21 protein-coding genes are annotated in these 21,172 nt (G+C 58.4%); 16 read left to right on the plus strand and 5 right to left on the minus strand.

Annotation, left to right across the window (positions count from 1 at the left end):
* From ACFE0K_RS10065 to pdxJ, 10 genes are all read left to right on the plus strand, one after another.
* The coding region (locus ACFE0K_RS10065) for a MucB/RseB C-terminal domain-containing protein (RefSeq protein ID WP_434535937.1) at window positions 1–827 on the plus strand (827 nt) is incomplete at its 5' end.
* Window positions 827–1,303 (plus strand): SoxR reducing system RseC family protein, encoded by a 477-nt coding sequence (locus ACFE0K_RS10070; RefSeq protein WP_434535938.1) that lies wholly within the window; start codon window positions 827–829, stop codon window positions 1,301–1,303. The genes ACFE0K_RS10065 and ACFE0K_RS10070, both read left to right, overlap by 1 nt.
* Before the next feature lie 12 nt (window positions 1,304–1,315).
* Window positions 1,316–2,764, plus strand: coding sequence for a DegQ family serine endoprotease (locus ACFE0K_RS10075; RefSeq protein ID WP_434535939.1), 1,449 nt, complete (start codon window positions 1,316–1,318; stop codon window positions 2,762–2,764).
* A gap of 272 nt (window positions 2,765–3,036) precedes the next feature.
* Complete coding sequence (gene lepA, locus ACFE0K_RS10080; protein ID WP_434535940.1) at window positions 3,037–4,836, plus strand: translation elongation factor 4; 1,800 nt, start codon at window positions 3,037–3,039, stop codon at window positions 4,834–4,836.
* The gene (gene lepB / locus ACFE0K_RS10085; RefSeq protein ID WP_434535941.1) at window positions 4,836–5,627 is read left to right on the plus strand and encodes a signal peptidase I; all 792 of its coding nucleotides are present in this window, start codon (window positions 4,836–4,838) and stop codon (window positions 5,625–5,627) included. The genes lepA and lepB overlap by 1 nt, the downstream gene beginning before the upstream one ends.
* Window positions 5,628–5,629: 2 nt before the next feature.
* Window positions 5,630–6,010, plus strand: coding sequence for a DUF4845 domain-containing protein (locus ACFE0K_RS10090; protein ID WP_434535942.1), 381 nt, complete (start codon window positions 5,630–5,632; stop codon window positions 6,008–6,010).
* Window positions 6,007–6,693 carry a ribonuclease III gene (rnc, locus tag ACFE0K_RS10095; protein ID WP_434535943.1) on the plus strand — a complete coding sequence of 229 codons (687 nt, stop codon included), beginning with the start codon at window positions 6,007–6,009 and terminating at the stop codon, window positions 6,691–6,693. Before ACFE0K_RS10090 ends, rnc begins: the two co-directional genes overlap by 4 nt.
* Complete coding sequence (gene era / locus ACFE0K_RS10100; protein WP_434535944.1) at window positions 6,686–7,594, plus strand: GTPase Era; 909 nt, start codon at window positions 6,686–6,688, stop codon at window positions 7,592–7,594. The genes rnc and era overlap by 8 nt, the downstream gene beginning before the upstream one ends.
* Before the next feature lie 171 nt (window positions 7,595–7,765).
* Window positions 7,766–8,428 (plus strand): DNA repair protein RecO, encoded by a 663-nt coding sequence (recO, locus tag ACFE0K_RS10105; RefSeq protein WP_434535945.1) that lies wholly within the window; start codon window positions 7,766–7,768, stop codon window positions 8,426–8,428.
* 177 nt (window positions 8,429–8,605) lie between these two features.
* Window positions 8,606–9,337, plus strand: a complete 732-nt coding sequence (gene pdxJ, locus ACFE0K_RS10110) for a pyridoxine 5'-phosphate synthase (RefSeq protein WP_434535946.1) — start codon at window positions 8,606–8,608, stop codon at window positions 9,335–9,337.
* Between the two features lie 381 nt (window positions 9,338–9,718).
* Here pdxJ and ACFE0K_RS10115 read toward each other — a convergent pair whose 3' ends face one another.
* The 3 genes from ACFE0K_RS10115 to ACFE0K_RS10125 are packed head-to-tail and all read right to left on the minus strand — an operon-like array spanning window position 9,719 to window position 11,640.
* On the minus strand, window positions 9,719–10,504 hold the full coding sequence (locus ACFE0K_RS10115) for a DUF4198 domain-containing protein (protein ID WP_434535947.1): 786 nt from the start codon (window positions 10,502–10,504) through the stop codon (window positions 9,719–9,721).
* A 29-nt stretch (window positions 10,505–10,533) separates the two neighbouring features.
* A complete protein-coding gene (locus tag ACFE0K_RS10120; RefSeq protein WP_434535948.1) occupies window positions 10,534–11,022 on the minus strand; it encodes a DUF2271 domain-containing protein in 489 nt (162 codons plus the stop codon).
* Between the two features lie 12 nt (window positions 11,023–11,034).
* Window positions 11,035–11,640 carry a PepSY-associated TM helix domain-containing protein gene (locus tag ACFE0K_RS10125; RefSeq protein WP_434535949.1) on the minus strand — a complete coding sequence of 202 codons (606 nt, stop codon included), beginning with the start codon at window positions 11,638–11,640 and terminating at the stop codon, window positions 11,035–11,037.
* Between the two features lie 160 nt (window positions 11,641–11,800).
* Here ACFE0K_RS10125 and ACFE0K_RS10130 point away from each other — a divergent pair, with 160 nt between their 5' ends.
* The 3 genes from ACFE0K_RS10130 to ACFE0K_RS10140 all read left to right on the plus strand — a co-directional run bounded on the left by ACFE0K_RS10130 (window position 11,801) and on the right by ACFE0K_RS10140 (window position 15,978).
* On the plus strand, window positions 11,801–12,511 hold the full coding sequence (locus ACFE0K_RS10130; protein WP_434535950.1) for a response regulator transcription factor: 711 nt from the start codon (window positions 11,801–11,803) through the stop codon (window positions 12,509–12,511).
* Window positions 12,511–13,851: a sensor histidine kinase gene (locus ACFE0K_RS10135; protein ID WP_434535951.1), complete on the plus strand. Its 1,341-nt coding sequence runs from the start codon at window positions 12,511–12,513 to the stop codon at window positions 13,849–13,851. Before ACFE0K_RS10130 ends, ACFE0K_RS10135 begins: the two co-directional genes overlap by 1 nt.
* A 180-nt stretch (window positions 13,852–14,031) precedes the next feature.
* Entirely contained in the window at window positions 14,032–15,978 is a 1,947-nt protein-coding gene (locus ACFE0K_RS10140; protein ID WP_434535952.1) for a ligand-gated channel protein, read from the plus strand.
* A 61-nt stretch (window positions 15,979–16,039) separates the two neighbouring features.
* Here ACFE0K_RS10140 and ACFE0K_RS10145 read toward each other — a convergent pair whose 3' ends face one another.
* Window positions 16,040–16,450 carry a DUF4168 domain-containing protein gene (locus tag ACFE0K_RS10145; protein WP_434535953.1) on the minus strand — a complete coding sequence of 137 codons (411 nt, stop codon included), beginning with the start codon at window positions 16,448–16,450 and terminating at the stop codon, window positions 16,040–16,042.
* Window positions 16,451–16,756: 306 nt separating this feature from the next.
* On the opposite strand from ACFE0K_RS10145, the gene ACFE0K_RS10150 reads away from it, so the two are divergent.
* The 3 genes from ACFE0K_RS10150 to pbpC all read left to right on the plus strand — a co-directional run bounded on the left by ACFE0K_RS10150 (window position 16,757) and on the right by pbpC (window position 20,601).
* Window positions 16,757–17,269 carry an outer membrane beta-barrel protein gene (locus ACFE0K_RS10150; RefSeq protein ID WP_434535954.1) on the plus strand — a complete coding sequence of 171 codons (513 nt, stop codon included), beginning with the start codon at window positions 16,757–16,759 and terminating at the stop codon, window positions 17,267–17,269.
* Between the two features lie 176 nt (window positions 17,270–17,445).
* The gene (locus ACFE0K_RS10155) at window positions 17,446–18,156 is read left to right on the plus strand and encodes a phosphoadenylyl-sulfate reductase (RefSeq protein ID WP_434535955.1); all 711 of its coding nucleotides are present in this window, start codon (window positions 17,446–17,448) and stop codon (window positions 18,154–18,156) included.
* Between the two features lie 153 nt (window positions 18,157–18,309).
* Complete coding sequence (gene pbpC / locus ACFE0K_RS10160) at window positions 18,310–20,601, plus strand: penicillin-binding protein 1C (protein WP_434535956.1); 2,292 nt, start codon at window positions 18,310–18,312, stop codon at window positions 20,599–20,601.
* 371 nt (window positions 20,602–20,972) lie between these two features.
* On the opposite strand, the gene ACFE0K_RS10165 is transcribed toward pbpC, so the two are convergent.
* Window positions 20,973–21,172: hypothetical protein (locus ACFE0K_RS10165; RefSeq protein ID WP_434535957.1), on the minus strand; the 200-nt coding region annotated here is incomplete at its 5' end.

Consider the following 21,172-nt stretch of genomic DNA (forward strand, 5'->3'; position numbering starts at 1 on the left):
ACCAGTTCGGCGCTGAAGTCAGCACCATGGAAGTCAGCCATGCGGTGATCGATGGTCGCCAGTACCAGCGTCTGACCCATCTGGATGGGCGTCTGGTGGAAGTGATTCGTCGTGGCGACGAGGTGCTCTGCCTGCACCCGGATCGCAGTCTCACCCGCCTTAACAGTCAGCAGGTCGGTCCCCTGGCATTGGGTGATCGCCTGGCCAGTGATCTGCCGGAACAGTACAACATCCTGGTGGATGGCGATGGCCGGGTCGCCGGACGCCATGCCACTCGTATGCGGGTGGCACCGCTGGATACCCATCGTTACGGTTATCGCCTGTGGCTGGATCAGGAATCCCGGCTGCTGCTCAAATCCGAAATCGTGGATGGCAGTGGTGTCGCGTTGGAACGTGTGGAATTCATCACTCTCACCTTGTCACCGCAGCTGGGCCTCGATCATTTCGCGGTGCCGGAAGCGCGCCATGAAAAGGCGCTGTCGCCGGTGGCCGAGTCTCACCCTTCCCTGAAACTGGCGGTTACCCCTGAGTGGCTACCGGCTGGTTTCCGTGCCATGGAGCAGGATTGGCGGCAGGCGGCAACGGATCGCGCACCGGTGGCTGCTCGTGGTTTCAGTGATGGCCTGGCGGCCTTTACGGTGTTCGTGGAAGCCATTGGCGAGAACAGCGTGGAAGAGGGCGTCAGCCGGGTTGGGCCCACGGTGGCGGTAAGCCGCCGCCTTGCCGCCCCCAGCGGTGTCTATCTGGTGACCCTGGTCGGTGAAGTGCCGCAAAGTACGGCGCTGCGCGTGATCGATGGCATCAGCGTCAGGGACAGTCAACCGTAATGCTTCTGGAGCAGGGCACAGTGGTAGCGGTGGAAGCCGAGGCCATCTGGGTAGAGACCGTGCGTGCCTCAACCTGCGGTGCCTGCAAGGCCAAGGCCGGATGTGGCCATCATCTTGTCAATCAACAGCAGAGCGGGCAGCGTGCCCATCTGCGTGTTCCTGTTTCTTCCCGTGAGATTCATCAGGTCGGTGATACCGTGCAATTGGCACTGCCGGATGGCGCGCTCATGCGTGGCGTCCTGTGGGTCTATGGTCTGCCGCTGGCTCTGCTGGTGGCCGGGTCTGTGCTGGGGACATTACTCCCGGTGACGGCGTTTGATGCATCGGCCCTGTTTGGCATGGGCGGCCTGGTGTTGGGGTTTGTAATCAACCGTGTACTGAGTCGAAGCGCGAGTCATAATCGGGCTTATCAGCCGTATCTGGTGACATCCGGGGACGATGGTTGCCAGGCGGTGGTGGTGCAGCCTGCAAAATAAAAGGAGAGCCCAATGAGCGGATTTCAGCGAGTGGCGACACTGTGTCTGGTGATTTTCACGGGCCTGCTGGTGGCCTGTACCGAGCCGGATAGCAAGGTCTCCCGAGAGCGGGCAGAACCACTGGTAACCGGTCTGCCGGATTTTACCCGCCTAGTGGAGAAAGAAGGCCCGGCGGTGGTGAATATCAGCACCATCACCCGCCAGAGCGAAAAATCTGTTCGTGATCAGCTTGATCAATTGCCGGAATTCTTCCGTCGTTTTTTCGAACAGTTCGGCGGTGAAGACGGTGTGCCTTCCATGCCCCAGGAACGGGAGGCTCGCTCGCTGGGGTCCGGTTTCATCATTTCCGCGGATGGCTATGTACTGACCAATAACCATGTGGTGGCCGAGGCGGATGAAATCATCGTGCGTCTGCAGGACCGCCGTGAGCTCAAGGCCGAGCTGGTCGGCGCCGACGAACAGAGCGATCTGGCCCTACTGAAGCTGGACGGCGAAGATCTGCCTGTGGCGGATATCGGCTCCTCCGACGATCTCAAGGTCGGTGAGTGGGTGTTGGCCATTGGTGCGCCTTTCGGCTTCGACAGCAGTGTCACCGCAGGGATTGTCAGCGCCAAGGGCCGCAGTCTGCCCAATGACAGCTATGTACCGTTTATCCAGACTGATGTGGCCATCAACCCGGGCAACAGTGGCGGCCCGCTGTTTAACCTGAGCGGTGAAGTAGTGGGCATCAATTCCCAGATCTTCAGTCGTTCCGGTGGCTATATGGGGGTCAGTTTTGCTATTCCCATTGATATGGCCATGGATGTGGTCAGCCAGATCAAGGAACACGGCAAGGTCAGCCGTGGCTGGCTGGGTGTGCTGATCCAGGAAGTGGATCGCGACCTGGCGGAATCCTTCGGACTGGATCAGCCGAAGGGAGCGCTGGTGTCCCAGGTGCTGGAAGGCTCTCCCGCTGAAGCGGCCGGTATTCAGGCCGGTGACATCATCGTCTCGTTCAACGGCGAAACCATTTATCGCTCCTCCGAGCTGCCTCGCTGGGTCGGTCGGGTGACGCCGGAAACGGATGCCGACATGGTGGTCATTCGTGACGGCAAGGAAAAAGAACTGGAAGTGACTATCGGCCTGCTGCCGGACGACCCGGAGATGGCCCTGCGTGGTGCTGCCGGCCAGGCTGCGCCGGATGGCGCCAATGCCCTGGGGCTGAAAGTGCGCGCCGCCAGTGCCGCCGAACTGAGCCGCCTGGATCTGAAAGCCGGGGTGATCGTCACCGAGGTGGGCGATGGCCCTGCCGCCAAGGCAGGCATTGCCAGTGGGGATATTCTGGTGACGCTGAATAATAAACCGGTGAATGACCCGGAATCATTCAGCGAAGTGGTGGCGGCCCTGCCCGAGAGCGGTACCGTAGCTGCCCTGATCAACCGGGACGGCAACCCCCGTTTCCTGCCCATCAAGCTGCCCTGAGGGGCGGTTTGGGGCATGGCCCGGGGGCTTGCCGGCGATGAATCCGTCGCGAGTCACGAGGAGCGAGTAACGAACAGCAGAACGGGCCTTATGCCTTTCGCTTCTCGTGACTCGGTCCTCGTAACTCAACTCCGGCAGCATCCCGGGGCGCCCGGAACATGCCCCCGTGGCCCGTCTGGGCCAACTCCCGTGCAACCCCCTCCCGTTCAGGCTAGAATCGCGCCCCACTGCGTGCCGTTTTCCCGGCAACACTCTTTTGTGCAACAGGCCCTATGACTGACATCAAGAATATTCGCAACTTCTCCATCATCGCCCACATTGACCATGGCAAATCCACCCTGGCGGACCGCTTTATCCAGGTCTGCGGGGGGCTGACCCAGCGCGAGCTGAAAGAGCAGGTGCTGGATTCCATGGAGCTGGAGCGTGAGCGGGGCATCACCATCAAGGCCCAGAGCGTGACGCTCTATTACAAGGCCCGGGATGGGGAAACCTACCAGCTGAATTTCATTGATACCCCGGGACACGTGGATTTCTCCTACGAGGTATCCCGTTCCCTGTCCGCCTGTGAAGGGGCCTTGCTGGTGGTGGATGCGGCCCAGGGCGTGGAAGCCCAGTCTGTGGCCAACTGCTACACCGCCATCGAGCAGGACCTGGAAGTGCTGCCGGTGCTCAACAAGATTGACCTGCCCCAGGCAGAGCCGGATATGGTGATCAACGAGATCGAAGAGATCATCGGCCTGGATGCCCACGATGCCTGCCGCGTCTCCGCCAAGACCGGGGTTGGCGTGGATGACCTGCTGGAGCAGTTGGTGGAGCGCATTCCCGCCCCGGAAGGCGAGCGGGAAGGGAATATGCAGGCGCTGATCATCGATTCCTGGTTCGACAATTACCTGGGCGTGATTTCCCTGGTGCGGATGAAGCATGGTCGTCTGAAGAAGGGCGACAAGATCCTGGTGAAATCCACTGGCCAGACCCATGTGGTGGATCAGCTCGGCATCTTTACGCCGAAACGTACCGAGACCAAACACCTGGAAGCCGGGGAAGTGGGCTGGGTGAGCGGCAGCATCAAGGATATTCATGGCGCACCGGTGGGCGATACCCTGACCCTTGCCAAGACCCCGGATGTGCCGGCGCTGCCGGGCTTCAAGAAAGTGAAGCCGCAGGTGTACGCGGGCATGTTCCCGGTCAGCGCCGATGATTACGAAGACTTCCGTGATGCGCTGGCCAAGCTGACCCTCAACGATGCCTCGCTGTTCTATGAGCCGGAAACCTCCGATGCCCTGGGCTTCGGTTTCCGGGTGGGCTTCCTGGGCATGCTGCACATGGAGATCATCCAGGAGCGCCTGGAGCGCGAATACGACCTGGACTTGATCACCACCGCCCCCACGGTGGTCTATGAAATCATGCAGATCGATGAAAGCGTGCTTTACGTGGATAATCCCTCAAAGCTGCCGGATGCCAACAAGATTGAGGAATTCCGTGAGCCCATCGCCCGCGTCAACATCCTGGTTCCCCAGGAGTTTGTGGGCAATGTGATTACCCTGTGTGTGGAGCGCCGTGGCTCGCAGATCAACATGCAGTATCTGGGCAAACAGGTGGCGCTGACCTACGACATTCCCATGGCCGAAGTGGTGCTGGATTTCTTCGACCGCATCAAGTCCGTGAGCCGGGGTTTTGCCTCCATGGATTATGCCTTCGAACGCTTTGAAGCCACCAAGCTGGTACGAGTGGATGTACTGATCAATGGTGACAAAGTGGACGCTCTGGCCATGATCTGTCACCTGGACCAGTCCGCCTATCGGGGCCGTGCCCTGTGCGAAAAGATGAAGGAACTGGTGCCGCGGCAGATGTTCGATGTGGCCATTCAGGCGGCCATCGGCAACAAGGTGAGTGCACGTCAGACAGACAAGGCGCTGCGCAAGAACGTGAACGCCAAGTGCTACGGTGGTGACGTATCGCGTAAGAAAAAGCTGTTGCAGAAACAGAAAGAAGGTAAGAAACGCATGAAGCAGGTGGGCAATGTGGAAATCCCCCAGGAAGCGTTCCTTGCGGTACTCAAGGTGGATGATTGATGGATATCGATATTGGTTTCTGGCTTTCCCTGGCGCTGCTGGTCACCGTTACGGTCTGGGTGATCGACAAGATCTTCAAGCTCAAGCAGAAAGGTGGGCGTGTGGAAGGGGCGGTGGAAACCTCCAATTCCCTGATTTCCGTTTTCTTCGTGGTGTTGGTGATCCGCTCCTTCATCGTTGAGCCATTTACCATCCCATCCGGGTCCATGCTGCCGACTCTGCAAGTGAACGACTTCATTCTGGTGAACAAATTCGCCTATGGACTGCGCTTGCCGGTGACCAACACCAAGATTGTCGAGACTGGCGAGCCCCAGCGTGGCGACGTTCTGGTATTCAAATTTCCGGAAAATCGCAGCCAGAACTTCATCAAGCGGGTGGTTGGCCTGCCCGGTGATAGCGTGCAGGTAAAGGACAACGTGGTCACGGTGAATGGCGAACCGGTGACGCGTGAGCTGGCCCGCGAGTGGGAAGGCTCGGGCGCTTGGCGGCGTGAGTATGTGGAACAGCTCGGTGATAGCCGTCATTTGATCTGGCAGGAAGGCAAGATCAACCCCTTCACCGGCCGCAAGGTACCGCAGAGCCGGACTCAGGGTGAGTGGCAGGTGCCGGAAGGCGCCTACTTTGTGATGGGCGACAACCGGGATAACAGTAACGACAGCCGATTCTGGGGTATAGTCCCGGAAGAGCTGGTAGTGGGGGAGGCGTTCCTGATCTGGATGCACTGGAAGCCGATCTTCTCGATACCCAGTTTTTCCCGTAATGGCGCCATAGACAAGGTGGAGGCTAACTAACAATGATGACAATGCCATCACAACAACGTGGGATTTCAATGATTGGCTGGGCAGTGATTCTGCTCGTTGCCGTTGTGTTGGGTACGGCAGCTCTGCGGATGGTGCCCGCCTACATGGAACACAACACCATCTCTTCGTCAATCAAGTCCCTGATGCAGGATAGCAAGACCGCGTTAATGTCACCCAATGAAGTGCGCGAAGCCCTGAGCAAACGGTTTAAAATCAACCAGGTTAATGTGATCAGCGCCGACGATCTTGCAATCAGCAAGGATAGCGGGATCCTTATAATCAGCACCGATTACGAGGTTCGCGAGCCTTTGTTTTACAATGTCAGCATTGTTATGACTTTTCAGGACGAGTTCAGCAAAGACGTTCGCCAGTGAATAATGATCTTGACCGTTTGATGGCCCGATTGGGCTATCGTTTCAATGATACTGAACTGCTGGCACTGGCGCTGACCCATCGCAGTGTCAGCCGCCATCGTAACTACGAACGCCTGGAATTTCTCGGTGATGCCCAGCTCGGGCAAATCATTTCCATTGCCTTGTTTGAGCGCTTTCCGGATGCGGCAGAAGGGCAACTCACCCGGATGCGGGCGTCGCTGGTGCGCGGCCAGACCCTGGCCCTGGTGGCCCGGGAACTGGGCCTGGGGGATTACTTGGTGTTGGGTGGTGGCGAACTGAAAAGTGGCGGTTTCCGTCGCGATTCCATTCTCGCTGATTCTCTGGAAGCCATTATCGGCGCTATTCTGCTGGATGGTGGCGAGTCGCCGTGCCGGGAGGTAGTGCTGAACTGGTTCGGTGAACGGCTGCAGATCATCACTCCGCAGAGTGCCCAGAAAGATGCCAAGACCCGCCTGCAAGAATGGCTGCAGGCCCGCAAATTCGAATTGCCCACCTACCAGGTCACCCAGGTGGAAGGTCTCGCTCCCACGCAGACCTTTGAAGTGACCTGTGAACTGGAGCAGATGCAACAAACTTTCAAGGCCCAGGGAGCCAGCCGCCGCAAGGCCGAACAGCAGGTCGCGGCCACTGTCCTGAGCTGGCTGGAGCAGCAGTATGACTGACGTAACACCGACCCGCTGTGGGATGATCTCCATCGTTGGACGCCCCAACGTGGGTAAATCTACTCTGATGAATCACCTGATCGGGCAGAAGGTCAGCATTACCTCGCGCAAGCCGCAAACTACCCGCCACCGTATCCACGGCATCCATACCCGGGACAACTATCAGATTATCTTTGCGGATACCCCGGGCATTCATACCGGTCAGGAGCGAGCGCTTAATCGGGCCATGAACGAAGCCGCAGTTTCCACGCTCAGTGGTGTGGATGTGGTCTGCATGATGGTGGATGGTCTCAAGTGGACCCCGGGCGATGAGTACGTGCTGTCGCTGCTGCCCGCACATCCGGAAATGCCGGTGCTGCTGATCATCAATAAGGTGGACAGTCTGGACGACAAAGCCCAGTTGCTGCCGCACATTGAGGCGCTCACCGAGCGTTACCCGTTCGATGCCGTTGTGCCTGTGTCTGCGCTCAAGGAACAGAACCTGATGGAGCTGGAAAAGGCGCTGGTGGAGCGCTTGCCGGAAGGGGAATTCTGGTACGACGAAGATCAGCTCACCGACCGCAGCTTGCGTTTCATGGCGGCAGAAATTATTCGTGAAAAAGTGGTGCGTCAGCTGGGCCAGGAACTGCCCCACCAGGTCAGCGTGGAAGTGGAAATGTGGGAAGAGGGCGCCCGCGTCACTGAAATTTCTGCGGCTATCCTGGTAGAACGTCGTGGTCAGAAAAAGATTCTCATTGGTGATGGCGGTGACCGCATCAAGCAGATCGGCACCCAGGCACGGGAAGACATTGAACGCCTGATTGATCGCAAGGTGATGTTGAATCTGTGGGTGAAGATCAAGGCTGGCTGGTCCGACGATGCGCGGGCGTTGCGCTCGCTTGGCTATGACGAACGGAATTGAGCGACGAGCTTCTAGCTATGAGCTGCTAGAAAAACATTGTGTTTGGCTTTATGCGAAGCACCATCCTGAAAGCTAGAAGCTAGAAGCTAGAAGCTAGAAGCTAGAAGCTAGAAGCTAGAAGCTAGAAGCTAGAAGCTAGAAGCTAGAAGCTAGAAGCTAGGAGCTTTTCCCGTGAACCCCACCCTGCAACCGGCCTGGCTGTTACATCGCCGGCCCTTCCGCAACACCAGTCTGATCGTGGAGCTGTTTTTGCCCGCGCTGGGACGTGTGGGTGCGGTGGTGCGGGGAGGGCGTAAGGATCCTCTGCTAGCCCCTTTTACTCCCCTGTGGATCGAACTGAAAAGTGCTGGCGAGCTTTACAGCTTGCGCGGTTGTGAGCCCCGGGGCCCGCGTCTTCCTTTGCAGGGCAAGGCGTTGTACTGCGGCTTTTACCTCAACGAACTGCTAACCCGGTTATTGCATCGGGACGACCCTCATGCGGAGATCTGGCCGCTCTATGAACAGGCCCTCCATGCGCTGATGGAAGGGCAGTGGCTGGATGTGGCCCTGCGGCAGTTCGAGTTGGGCCTGCTGGAGGAAATGGGCTACGGCATCGCTCTGGGGTACGATATTCACGGCGAGGTACTGCGCGCTGACGGATATTACCTGCTGGACCCGCAGCAGGGCCTGTTGCCTGCCGAAAAGGGCTATCACGGCAACGACTTACTGGCCATCGTCAACGGCGACTGGCAACCGGCAGCCCGTAAAACGGCTCTCCACCTGTGCCGGGCCTTACTGGCCCCGCATCTGGGCGACAAACCCCTGAAAAGCCGCGAGCTGTTTCGGGAGAAGTGAAAAGCAGAGTCTAGCTTCGAGCTGCTAGCGACTAGAGAAAACAAACATAGTGTTCCGATTCAGGCGGGGCACCATCCTGAAAGCTAGAAGCTAGAAGCTAGAAGCTAGAAGCTAGAAGCTAGAAGCTAGAACATCGAATTGCCCGCGACGCAAAGAATCCGTTTTAAGGTGAGTATTATGTCCAGAGTATTGCTCGGCGTTAACATCGATCACATCGCCACCCTGCGCCAGGCCCGTGGCACCCGCTACCCGGAACCGGTGCAGGCGGCGCTGGTGGCGGAGCAGGCGGGGGCGGATGGTATTACTGTGCATCTGCGTGAAGATCGCCGCCACATCAACGACCGCGATGTAGAGCTGCTGGCGCAGACCCTGCAGACCCGCATGAACCTGGAGATGGCCGCCACCGAGGAAATGGTTGCCATTGCCTGTCGCATCAAGCCGCCCCATTGCTGCCTGGTGCCGGAAAAGCGCGAAGAGCTGACTACGGAAGGTGGCCTGGATGTGGTGGGTAACCAAGCGTGGATTGCCCAGTGCTGCCAGCGCCTGGGGGAGGCGGGTATCGATGTGTCCCTGTTTATTGATGCGGACCCGGCGCAAATCCGTGCGGCCCAGGAATGTGGTGCGCCTACCATCGAAATTCATACCGGCCATTATGCCGATGCGACGGACCCGGCCAGCGAGCAGCAGGAACTGGTAAAGATCCGTGATGGCGTCGTTTATGCGCTGGAGCAGGGCCTGGTGGTTAATGCCGGCCATGGTCTGCATTACCACAACACCCTGCCCATCGCCGCCATTCCCGGCATCAACGAACTGAACATCGGCCACAGCATCATCGCCCGGGCCGTGATTTCCGGGCTGGATGAAGCCGTGCGCACGATGCGGGGTCTGATTGACGGGGTTAATCGCTAGCTACGAGGTACGAGCTACGAGCGTTGGATCGGAAAACGTTGGAAAGCTGCCAGGACTTGGTCATCTGTACGAAGCCGCTGAAGGAGCGTCACTGGCGGCGCGATTTGTGGCGACGTATTGGCTAATTAACGGAATCTCTTAGCTCTGGGATTCCTGATCGCCCTGCGGGCGATTTCCTTGCTGCGCAAGGTTCGTGGCCCAAGCTCCGTATTCGCTACGCTCACCCTTCGGGCCGACCTACGGTCGTTACTCCGCTACGCTACGTTCCTGCAGCGGCTTCGTCGAATAATTAGGGATAATATCGCGGCCAGGGTGCGGGCCGTCTGGCTCGACACCTCCCGTGGTGAAACCACATCGAAGCTATATGCACAGCGGCAGCCCTCACACCGACCCCATATACTGCAGCCGCCGCTGATCCGCTTTCTTGTTGCTGACCTTGTCGTCAGAACTGCTTGCTTCCAGGTAATACCGACCGGCCTGCGGCCAGGTGATGGACAGCATGCCCTGGTCGTCGCTGGTCACGGTCCAGTTATCCTGGCTGTCGCGGTAGCGGGTGCCGCCGGGGACCAGTTCCATTTCCACATCAGATGCCGGTTTGCCGTCCACCAGCAGCCGCCACTGTGCGGTCTCACCGGCGTACAGGTCGTTGGGGTGAGTGAGCATTTCCAGTTCCATGCCTTTGCCGGTGGGCCGGATGGCCGTCGGGGCGCCCAGGGTGACCACTGTTTCCAGACGGTTGTGGACTTCGCTTAGTGTCACGTCGCTGGCATTGTCAGGCAGTTGGGCAAGCAGCTTGTCCGCATCCATACCACGGGCGCGTTTACGTTCACCATCCACTTGGTACATCAGAAAGTATCCGGGGCCGGCCACGGCGATACGGTAGCTGCCGGGCTTGTCCAGGTTCACATCGAAGACACTGCGGCGGTGGCCCTTGAGAAGATTTTCCACGGTGGCAGCCTTGCCATCCGGGCCGGTCACTTCCAGGTTGTCCAGCGGATAGGCGCGCTCCACGCCGAAGATCTCGTTGGAAATACTGGCATCCACGGTGACCCATTGCGGCTCGGAAACGCTGGTGTGGCTGGGCAGCAGCCAGAGTTTGTGAGCCTGGGCAGGCAGGGCGATTGCCAGCAGTGACAGCAGGCCGATGCGTTTTAACGTGATGTTCATGGCGCTTCTCCTTTTCATGTTTATTGGCGTCAGGGTTTTACACTGAGCGTGACGGTGCCCAGCTCAGTGGTACCGTCAGCCTGTTGTTGCTGGTGGTTTCTGGCCGGCCACTGGAAGGGCAGGCGCACGACTTCCCGGCCGCCGACTTCCCGGGAGGCTTCCACCACCAGTTGGTAGTCGCCTTCGGGCAGGTTCTGCAGGCTTTGCAGCTCGCTGAAATCCATTTGGTGCTTGCCGGGGCTGCGGGTGGCGCCGGTGAGGCCGTCGTAGGGCTTTTGCTGGCCCCGGCCGGTGCGTCGCCACCACTGGCGGATATCCTTGAGCCACTTTTCCTGGTCGTCGTACCACAGCCCCAGGGGCACGATGGTGCTGCGGTCCGTGTTTTCCACCCAGAAGGCCACGTAGGGCGCGTGGTATTCCGCCACCCGCAGCCGGGGGACTTCTACCTCTACCTGAAAGGTATCGGCGCTGGCGTAATTGGCCAGCAGGGAAAGCAGTGCGAGGGGGAGTAAACGCATAGGGCTGTCCTTTTAATGCATGAAAACCACGATCAGCAGCCAGGGCAGTACCAGCCCGGCCAGGGTGACCGGCCAGGTGGCCGGGCGGCGTTTGGCGTGGAGCATCATCAGCCCCAGGCCAGTGAGCGCGAACAGCAGGCTGGCCACGGCAAAGATGTCGATAAACCAGGACCAGGCGATGCCGGTATGACGACCCTTGTGCAGGTCGTTGAAAAATGCGATCCAGCCCCGGTCGGTCTGCTCGGCAAGCACGCTGCCATCAACAAGATCAATGGCCAGCCAAGCGTCTCCGCCGGGCCGGGGCAGGGCCAGGTAGACTTCTCCGGCAGACCATTCGGCGGCCTTGTCGTCGATGCGGATCTGCATCTCCTGCTCCAGCCAATCGCGGATCGGGACGGGCAGGGCGCCCTCCTGGTGACGACTCAGTTGCTCTAGCAGTGGATTGGGCAGGAGCTTTTCCTGTTCCCGGGTGGTCGGGTCGGCGCTGATAGCACTGGCGTGGTTGAGGGTTATCCCGGTGATGCTGAACAGCAGCAGACTGATCAGGCAAAGGGCCGAGGTGATCCAGTGCCACTGGTGGAGCTGTTTCAGCCAGAAGGCTTTACGTTTCTTGTTCACAACGGAAGAAGACCCAGCACATTTCGATGGCAGCGATGGTAATGAGAATGGTTCTTTTTAAATAGCCGTGCAGCAGTAAAGAATGTAAGGCCTGTGGGCGGGAGTGAATTAAATTCAAATAATGCTGGATTTGTTAAATGATAATTCCTACCATTCGCAAATGAATGCTGTTGCGCAAATCCCCTCCCGTTTACTGGTCATTGAAGATGATGCTGTGCTCAGCGCGCATCTACATGATTTTCTGTCCGAGCGCCGTTATCAGGTCACTCTCTGTGCTGATGGCACGCTGGGGTTGGCGGCAGCGGCCTCCGGAGACTTTGATCTGGTATTGCTGGATATCCTGTTACCGGGGTTGAATGGCCTGGAATTGCTGGGCCAGCTTCGCCACCGGAGTCCGGTGCCGGTGATCGTGGTGTCCGCCCTCGGCGATGAGCAGGCCAGGATTCAGGGGCTGATCGGAGGGGCGGATGACTATCTTCCCAAGCCGTTCAGTATGGCCGAGCTGGTCGTGCGCGTAGAGGCGGTGCTCCGGCGGGTCAGCATGGAGCGGCACCGGGTGGCATTGCCGGATTCGGTGCGCGGGCTGGTTCTGGAAGAGAGCAACCAGAGCGCTTGCTACCAGCATCTGGATCTGGGACTGACCACCACGGAATTTCGTCTGCTGCAGGTGCTGCTGGAGCACCGTGACCAGGTGTTGAGCAAGCCCTTCCTTTACCAGGCAGTGCTGTACCGGGGCTGTGGTCGCCACGACCGGAGTCTGGATCTGCATGTGAGCCATCTGCGCCGCAAGTTGCGTGATGTCGGCGTGCCGGAATCGACGGTGCGTACCGTCTGGGGTCAGGGCTATACCCTGGTTACCGAACAACTGTGATGTTGCGCCGACATTCCCTGCTGTGGCGGCTGGCACTGCTGCTAATGGTGACGGCGGTGTGCACCGTGTCGCTCAGCGACTGGCTCACCCGGACCCTCAGCAGTCGTGCCCTGTTGCTCAGCGATGAGGCGAAAGCGGTCATGCGTGGTTATGCCGCCGAGGCGGAGCAGGCCTGGCAGCAGAACGGTGCAACGGGAGTGGCGTCCTGGATTGCCGCCATGCGTGACCGTGAACCGGGTGACATCATGGTGGTCAGCCAGGATGACCAGTCGCTTAGTGGTATTCCCCTGACGGAATCGGAACGGGCCGGCCTGCGGTTCCAGCGAGGCCTGCAATGGCGCATGAGTTTTCGCTACCGCTCCATGCCCTATATCGGTGTGCCTTTCCCGGAAAAGCCGGAGCAGGGCAGCCTGGTGATGCAGCTGCCGCCCCGTTACATGCCTGGCCAGGATTGGCCACTTTGGAAGTCCCTGCTGATGGTCGGGCTGCCAGCCCTGGTGGCGCTGGGACTCGGTCTGCTGCTGTCCTGGCGCGTGCGCGTGCCGCTGCGGGTCTTGCAACATCAGGTGATGCAATTCAAGGATGATCCCGAGGCCCGGGTCCAGCCATCGCTGAGTCGCCGCCGAGACGAATTTGGTGATGTGGCACGCAGTTTCAATCATATGGCCGAGCAGGTATCGGCCATGCTCGCCACCCAGCGTCAGCTCCTCAACGATATGTCCCATGAGTTACGCACGCCACTCAGTCGACTGGCAGTGGCATTGGAGAGTGATCTGGATGAAACGGGGTTACGACAGCGGGTGGCCCGTGAGCTGGTGCAGATGCGTACCCTAGTCAACGATACGCTTACCCTGGGTTGGCATGACACGGAATCCGGCGACGGTGGGCAGGAGCCGATCTCGTTGTTGGCACTCTGGGATGTGGTGAGTGACAACGCCGCTTTTGAAAGTGGCTGGCACCCTTCCCGCTTTCCCTGTGATCTTCCTGCCGAGGCGCAGGTCTGTGGCAATCTCAATGCGCTGGCCCAGGTATTGGAAAATCTGGTGCGCAATGCGGTTCGCTACTCCCCGTCGCAGGGACAGGTTTCCCTGTCGGGAACCCGGGAAGGGGGTTGCTGGCACCTTTGGGTCACTGATCAGGGGCCCGGTGTGCCTGTGGATCGGCTGGAAGATATCTTCGCACCTTTCGTCCGCCTGGACAGTGCCCGGGCCGGCAATAGCGGTTTCGGGCTGGGGCTGAGCATTGCCCGCCGTTCCGTGCAGCGGCTTGATGGCGAGCTGTGGGCAGAAAACGCTGATCCTGGCCTGCGGGTCCACTTGCGTCTGCCAGCGGCTGTATAGTTTGTAAATCTCCTTCCTTCATAAATAAGAATCAATATCATCTGTCAGCGTGAAGCATGTTCATACATGTCCTGCGCGGTGCTATGCCGCGTTTCCGGGGGATCAGAATCTGCCTGCCAGAAGAGGCGTCTGCGCTCCTGTCGTGTTGTCGATGTTATTGAGGAGATAAGGAAGATGGGAATGCGTTTGGGGAACCTGGGGTTGGTTCTGATGACAGCCAGCGGTATCGGCTGGGCAGGGCAAGGCAGCCACGAACTGGGCCAGATTTCGGTGACGGCCGGGGGCTATGCACAGCAGGTGGAAGATGCGCCGGCTTCCATCAGTGTGATTAACCGGGAGCAGATCGAACAACGCTATTACAAGGATGCCACCGATGCCCTGCGGGATATCCCCGGAGTGATCGTGACCGGTGGTGGTTCCGGTGATCGCGGCACCGATATCGTCATGCGGGGCATGCCCTCGTCATATACCTTGATTCTGGTGGATGGCAAGCGTGTCTCCACTCGCGAAACCCGCCCCAACGGCAGTGCCGGTTTCGAGCAGGACTGGCTGCCGCCCCTGCAGAGTATCGAGCGGATCGAAGTGGTGCGCGGCCCCATGTCTACCCTGTACGGCTCCGATGCCCTTGGTGGGGTGGTCAACGTCATTACCCGCAAGGTAGCCGATGAATGGGGCGGCTCGGTCCAGCTGGACACCATCATTCAGGACGATTCCCGCTCCGGGGATATCAAGCAGGGTAACTTCAGCCTCAATGGCCCGCTCAAGGAGGGGTTGGTAGGGTTACAACTGTATGGTCGTTTCCAGGATCGGGAAGAGGATCTGTTTGAAAACGGCTTTGAAGAAAAATCCCTGAAGAACCTGACTGCCAAGGTGTCGGTGACACCCAACAAGGATCACGACCTTGTACTGGAGGCCAGCCAGGTAGACCAGCGTCGTCGTTCGCTGGTCGGTTACAGCGCCCAAGCCACCGGTTGCCGAGGTGGCTGTACAGATTCCGATAATCGTAGCAGTCGCGACGCCTTCTCGTTGAGCCATACCGGGCGTTGGGCGGTCGGCACCTCCGACACCTATGTGCAACGGGAAAAGGCAGAAAACGAAAGCCGCGAGATGGTGATTACCAACACCTCGGCCAAGTCGTCACTGGTGATGCCACTGGGCGATCATAGGGTCACCATGGGCGCGGACTTTATGGAAGAAGCGCTCTCCGACAAGACCTCCAACCGGATTTCTGATCGCACTCGTATCGATACCGCAAAATACGCGTTGTTTGTGGAAGATGAATGGATGCTCACCGATGCGTTTGCCCTCACCGCCGGGGCGCGGCTGGATGATGATGACAACTTTGGTAGCCACTTCAGTCCGCGTCTTTATGGGGTGTGGGGTTTTAGCCCTCGCTGGACCCTGAAAGGGGGCATGTCCACAGGCTTTCGTTCTCCCTCATTGCGGGAAATTACTCCGGACTGGGGGCAGGTGAGTCGTGGTGGCAATATCTACGGTAACCCGGACCTGGAGCCGGAAACGTCATTGAACAAGGAGCTGGGGCTCTACTTCAATGCGGGGCGGGATCTGATGGCGAACGTCACCGTTTTTCATAACGATTTTGAAGACAAGATTACCCGCATTGCCTGCCCGATTGAGATTTGCACCGACGGTCCCAACCAGTTCGGTTCCGATCCCACCTATCGGGTTAACGTGGATGAAGCGGTAACCCAGGGCGTGGAAGCGGCGTTGTCGACTACGCTGTACCGGGTGCTGACATTGAACCTCAGCTATACCTATACGGATTCCGAGCAGAAATCCGGGGAATACAAAGGGGAACCGTTGAACCAGTTGCCGGAGCATCTGGCCAGCCTGCAGGCTAACTGGCAGGCCACAGATACTATCTCTCCCTGGCTAACGGTGCGCTACCGGGGTGAGGAAAGCCAGCCGACTACCGGACCATCAAGCAGCGCCATCATTGCGCCGTCCAATACCTTGGTGGATGCGGGGGTGGGGTTCCGGGTGTCACCGCAAGCGAAGCTGAATACTGGTATCTACAACCTGGCCGACAAGGAAATCTTCGAGGATGAGTACGGTTACGTGGAAGATGGTCGACGTTACTGGCTGGGCGTAACCGTTAACTTCTGACGGTTTTCGGAACAAAAAAACGCCGGTATTAGCCGGCGTTTTTTTGTCTGCAACCTTAGGGTTATAGTTTTTCCTGAAGGCTGGCGCGGAAGTCTGCATCATGCTGTGCCAGACGAACGATCTGGTTGTATTTTTTCAATTCCAGGCCGTTGTCTTCCACGGCTTCCACCATTTTCTGCTGGGCTTCCTGCTTCACTTCCATGGCTTTCTTGGGCTTGTCCTTGTTGGCTTGCAGCTTTTGGGAATACTTTTGCTGGATGCCTGCCATGTCTTTCTGAGTGGCAACAAATGCATCCAGATCCGCGTCGGAAAATTCGGACGCATCCGGCAGGTTCTGCTGCTGAGGCATGTTCTGGGATTGCGGAGCGCCTTGTTGCGGTGCACCGGAGCTGCCGGGCTGCTGTGCAGTGGCGGTGGCGCTCAACGCGCTGGAAAATAGCAGTGCGGCCATGGCGGTGATTGGCTTCTTCATCGATCAGTCTCCTTTGCGTATTCATGCCCCCGTGCATGAATGTGAGAGGGCAGTTTTGTACCATGGCGTATCGGGTGATCGCGTATGGCACCTGTCAGGTCCGACAAGACTGAGAGTATCCGTTCCGTGTATTTTGTTAAGTTATGTAAATAGGTGCTGCAGTTGTCATTCACCGCGTATCACCCGTAATTGACCGTCAAAGATACTGCTACGCCCAGCACTTTCCTTTTGACGCTATGACCGCTTCAATAGGTGAGTGGACCATGGTCCACGATGGGACTGATAAGAAAAACCAAGGAGAGCTGAATGTTGAAAAGATCCGGAATTTTTCGCGGAACGATTGCAGCAGGGATGTTGTTGGCCGGCACAGCGGCACAGGCAGAGTTTTACACGGGTGCCCAGGTCAATATGTTGAATATTGATCGTGGCTCAGTCAGCAATGTAACTCTCACCGGCCTGACCCTGCGTGGTGGCATGGTGCTGCACGAGCTGCTTAGCGCCGAGGTTCATGCCGGCAAGGCGTTCGGTGATGATTCCTACCGCGGCGTGGAGGTAGAGAACGACTTCCACTACGGCGTGTATGCCCGGCTGACGCCACCGTTGGCCGGCCCGGTTCGTCCGTATCTGATCGGGGGTTATAGCTATGTGGAGAATGACTTCAATGGCGAAACCCTGCGTGACGACGGTGCCTCCTACGGCGGTGGCTTCGATCTGGGGATGGAAGAGCACATCAGCATGAGCCTGGAGTATTTACGTCTGGTGGATAATGACTTCGGTTCCCAGGAACTGATCGGACTGGGCCTTAACTACAAGTTCTGAGACAGGAAATGTCGGGCCGCACCGGGGATAAGACGCCTAGTCCGGGTTCCCGGTGCGGTTACCGGTGGTCTTTTATATGCCCCATGGTTATAAAAGTATCACCATATATTCCTTTATCTTCTTCGCTGACCCCCTATCATGGCACTCGCAATTCCGTTTTTGAGGTGCTGTAGATCATGGGTAGTGCACAGCTTATTACACGTTTCGGAGACAACACCGCCGGTCTGTCCAAAGAGGCTCTGGCGGAGCTGAACCGTGTCTATGGTCCGTTGAGTTTTGAAGAGCGTATCGCCCGTGTGTTCGAGGATTTCCCCCCCGAGCGCATCATGGTGACCTCTTCCTTTGCGGCGACCTCTGCCTATTTCCTGCACATCATCTCCACGATTCGTCCTGAGCAGCCGGTGCATTTTATCGATACCGGCTACCACTTTGAGGAAACTCTCAAGTACAAGGATTATCTGGTGGAGCGCTTTGGCCTGACTGTCATCGACGTGACGCCGGACCCGGATCATCACCAGGTTTCCCAGGAAAACCGTATGTGGGAATCCGATCCGGACCTGTGCTGCCAGGTGAACAAGGTGAATCCGCTGGATGAGGCCAAGGAAAACTACGACCTGTGGATTTCCAGCCTGATGGGCTGGCAGACCGAGCACCGGGCTGGCCTGCAGGTGTTCGAAGAGCGTGGCGGGATGATCAAGTTCAACCCCATGATCGACGTCACCAAGGAACAGCGCGACAGCTACATCGAGGAGCATGACCTGCCGTTCCATCCGCTGGTGGCGGAAGGCTACAACTCCATCGGCTGCAGCCACTGTACCTTCAAGGGCGAAGGCCGCGAAGGTCGCTGGAAAGGCCAGCAGAAGACTGAGTGTGGCCTCCACCTTTAAGTCCTTCCTGAAGCATACAAACCGGGCGCTTGATGCGCCCGTTTTTTTGTTCGGTCGACCCTTTCCCCATTGTTGAGTAGGCTTTCGGTTTCTCCCTCTGCCTGCCAGCCCATGAAGCGACAATACGGAAAAAGACGATTTCTCCTGACGGCCGTGCTGCTTGCTTCGCTACTGATGCTGGCGGCCCTGCAATGGTGGCCGCTGCCGCAGCGGCTGGACCAGACGCCTTATGCCACCTTGATGCTGGATCGTAACGGCCGTTTGCTGGACGCCCGGATTGCCGAGGATCAGCAATGGCGCTTTGTGCCGGTGGATCAGCTGCCTGACAAGTACGAGCAGGCGTTACTGCTGTTCGAAGATCGACGTTTCTACCAACACCCGGGCATTGACCCGCTAGCCATCGCCCGCGCCATGCGCCTGAACCTGGAAGCGGGCAGGGTGGTCAGTGGCGGCTCCACCCTGACCATGCAGCTGGCCCGCCTGTTGCGCGACGACCCGCCGCGAACCCTGATTGAAAAAGCCCGTGAGGCGCTACTGGCATTGCAGCTGGAGTGGCACTTCAGCAAGCCGGAGATCCTGGCCCAGTACGCGAGTCGAGCTCCCTTCGGTGGCAACATTGTCGGCTTGCGTGCAGCCTCCTGGCGTTATTTCGGACGCCAACCGGGTGCCTTGAGTTGGGCAGCAGCGGCCCTGTTGGCGGTGCTACCCAATTCTCCTTCGCTGATCCATCCGGGGCGTAATCGCGAACGCCTGCTGACCAAGCGGGATGCCTTGCTACAACAGGTTCACCGCCAGGGTGCCATGGCAGAGGCGGATCTGCGGCTGGCGCTGGTGGAACCTTTACCTGCTGCGCCCAGGCCTTTGCCGGGTCTGGCTCCCCACCTGCTTAACACGTTGTCGAAGTCCTCCTCGCAACGATTATTGACCACAACGCTGGATGCGGATATCCAGCAGCGGGTTCAGGAACTGGCCCGGCAGCATGGTCGGCGGCTGGCCCGCGATGGGGTGCATAACGTGGCGGTGGTAGTCATTGATCATCAGCAACGGCAGACCCGCGCCTATGTGGGCAACGTCTCCCATGGTGACCCTGTGGAGTACGGGGCGGCGGTGGATATCGCCAGCGCCCCCCGTTCCACCGGCAGCGTACTCAAACCCTTGTTGTACGGCTTGATGCTGGATGATGGGCGCTTGTTGCCCGGTACCCTGGTGGCGGATCTGCCCACCAACTACGGCGGCTTCAGCCCGGAAAACTTTGACCATGGCTATCGGGGAGCGGTGCCAGCCCATCAGGCTCTGAGCCAGTCACTGAACATTCCCGCGGTACGCATGTTGAAAGACTACGGGTTGGGGCGATTTCATAGCGAATTACAGCGCCTGGGCATGACCACCCTGTTTCGCAGTGCTGAAGACTACGGGCTCACTCTGATTCTCGGTGGCGCAGAAGGGCGCCTGGATGAACTCACCGCCATCTATGCACAGATGATGGCCAGCGCCAGTGGGCAGAAACCTGAATCGGTACAGACACTGATGGGGAAGCAACCCGGAGCGGTGCCGGGAATGAGGATCAGCCCCGGCGCCGCCTGGCTTACCCTGCAGGCCTTGCGGGAGGTTGCCAGACCGGGCACGGCACAACAGTGGCGACTGTTCACCTCCAGCCAGCCGATTGCCTGGAAAACCGGCACCAGCTACGGCCTGCGCGATGCCTGGGCCATCGGCAGTAATGGGCAATATACGGTGGGTGTCTGGGCCGGTAACGGCAATGGCGAGCCGGCTCCTTCCCTCGGCGGTGCTGCGACGGCTGCACCACTAATGCTGGATGTGTTCAGCCTGCTGGGCACTGCGTCCTGGCCGCAGCCGCCACTGGGCGAACTGAAAACCGTGCAGGTCTGTGCCGATGATGGCTACCTGGCTGGGGGGCGGTGCGAAACCGTGGACCAGTGGGCTCCGAGACAGAGCCATTTTCAGACCGTCACGCCACACCATATCCGCGTGCACCTGGATGCCAACGGTCAGCGGGTGCACAGCCAGTGTGAATCAGTAAGCCAAATGCAGCATCGGGACTGGTTCGTGCTGCCACCGGCCCAGGCATGGTTTTATCGCCGTCATCATCCCCGTTATCGGCCCTTGCCCGCCTGGCGGGCCGACTGTGTGGCCGGTGCCCGTGCCATGCAAAGCGAGCCGCCCATGGCACTGGTCTATCCCCATGCTGGTACCGCCATCTATATTCCCGTGGAGCTGAATGGTCACCTCGGGAGAGCTGTTTTCCGTGCGGTCCACCAGCGCAGCCAGGCAGAATTGTTCTGGCACCTGGATGACCGTTTCCTCGGAAAGACCCGTCACTTCCACGAACAGGCCATCATCGCTGAACCCGGCTGGCATACGCTGACACTAGTGGACGATCTGGGGTTTCGATTACGCCATCGATTCAAGGTGCTGGGGGGATGAGATATTGCAGTGAGTCAGGGAAAGGGGCAGGAATTATGTCTCGCAGTGGCCGGAGGAGTATCGATAATCTGTGTTGGCGCGGCGTTGAATCCGCACACCAGCATGCCTTTACTCATCGATCCAGGGTCTTCTTGAAGCCCCATAAAAATAAAAAAATATTGCAAGTTGGCTTCTCACAAAATGCTGTTATTTCAAGGATGTTTCCTAACTTTTTGTAAGCAATATCTGACAGTCTCTGTAAGTAAAATTTCTACCTTCTGTAAATACCAAGCGGTTGCTCGTGAGATATCTCACATTAATGAATGTACTGTCGTTTCAACTTGCTCTTATTTGATTAAAAACCAATCAGACGAGAGGACTTTCATCACACTTTAAAGAAATAGTAGGTTTTTGACACCGTCGGCCATTACCGAAAAAATCGCCCCCGGATTTTGATCATCGGCTGGTTTTGCCGAGCAAATCTTTGGGGGCAGCATGGAAAGCGGCACAAAAAGGAAGAATCGGAAAGCATTTTCATAGCGGTCGATCAGCGCACTGGTTGCTGGAGTGTCCCGGGTGGTTGATGGGCAGA

The organism is Alcanivorax sp., from assembly GCF_051117345.1.
GTDB lineage: Bacteria > Pseudomonadota > Gammaproteobacteria > Pseudomonadales > Alcanivoracaceae > Alcanivorax.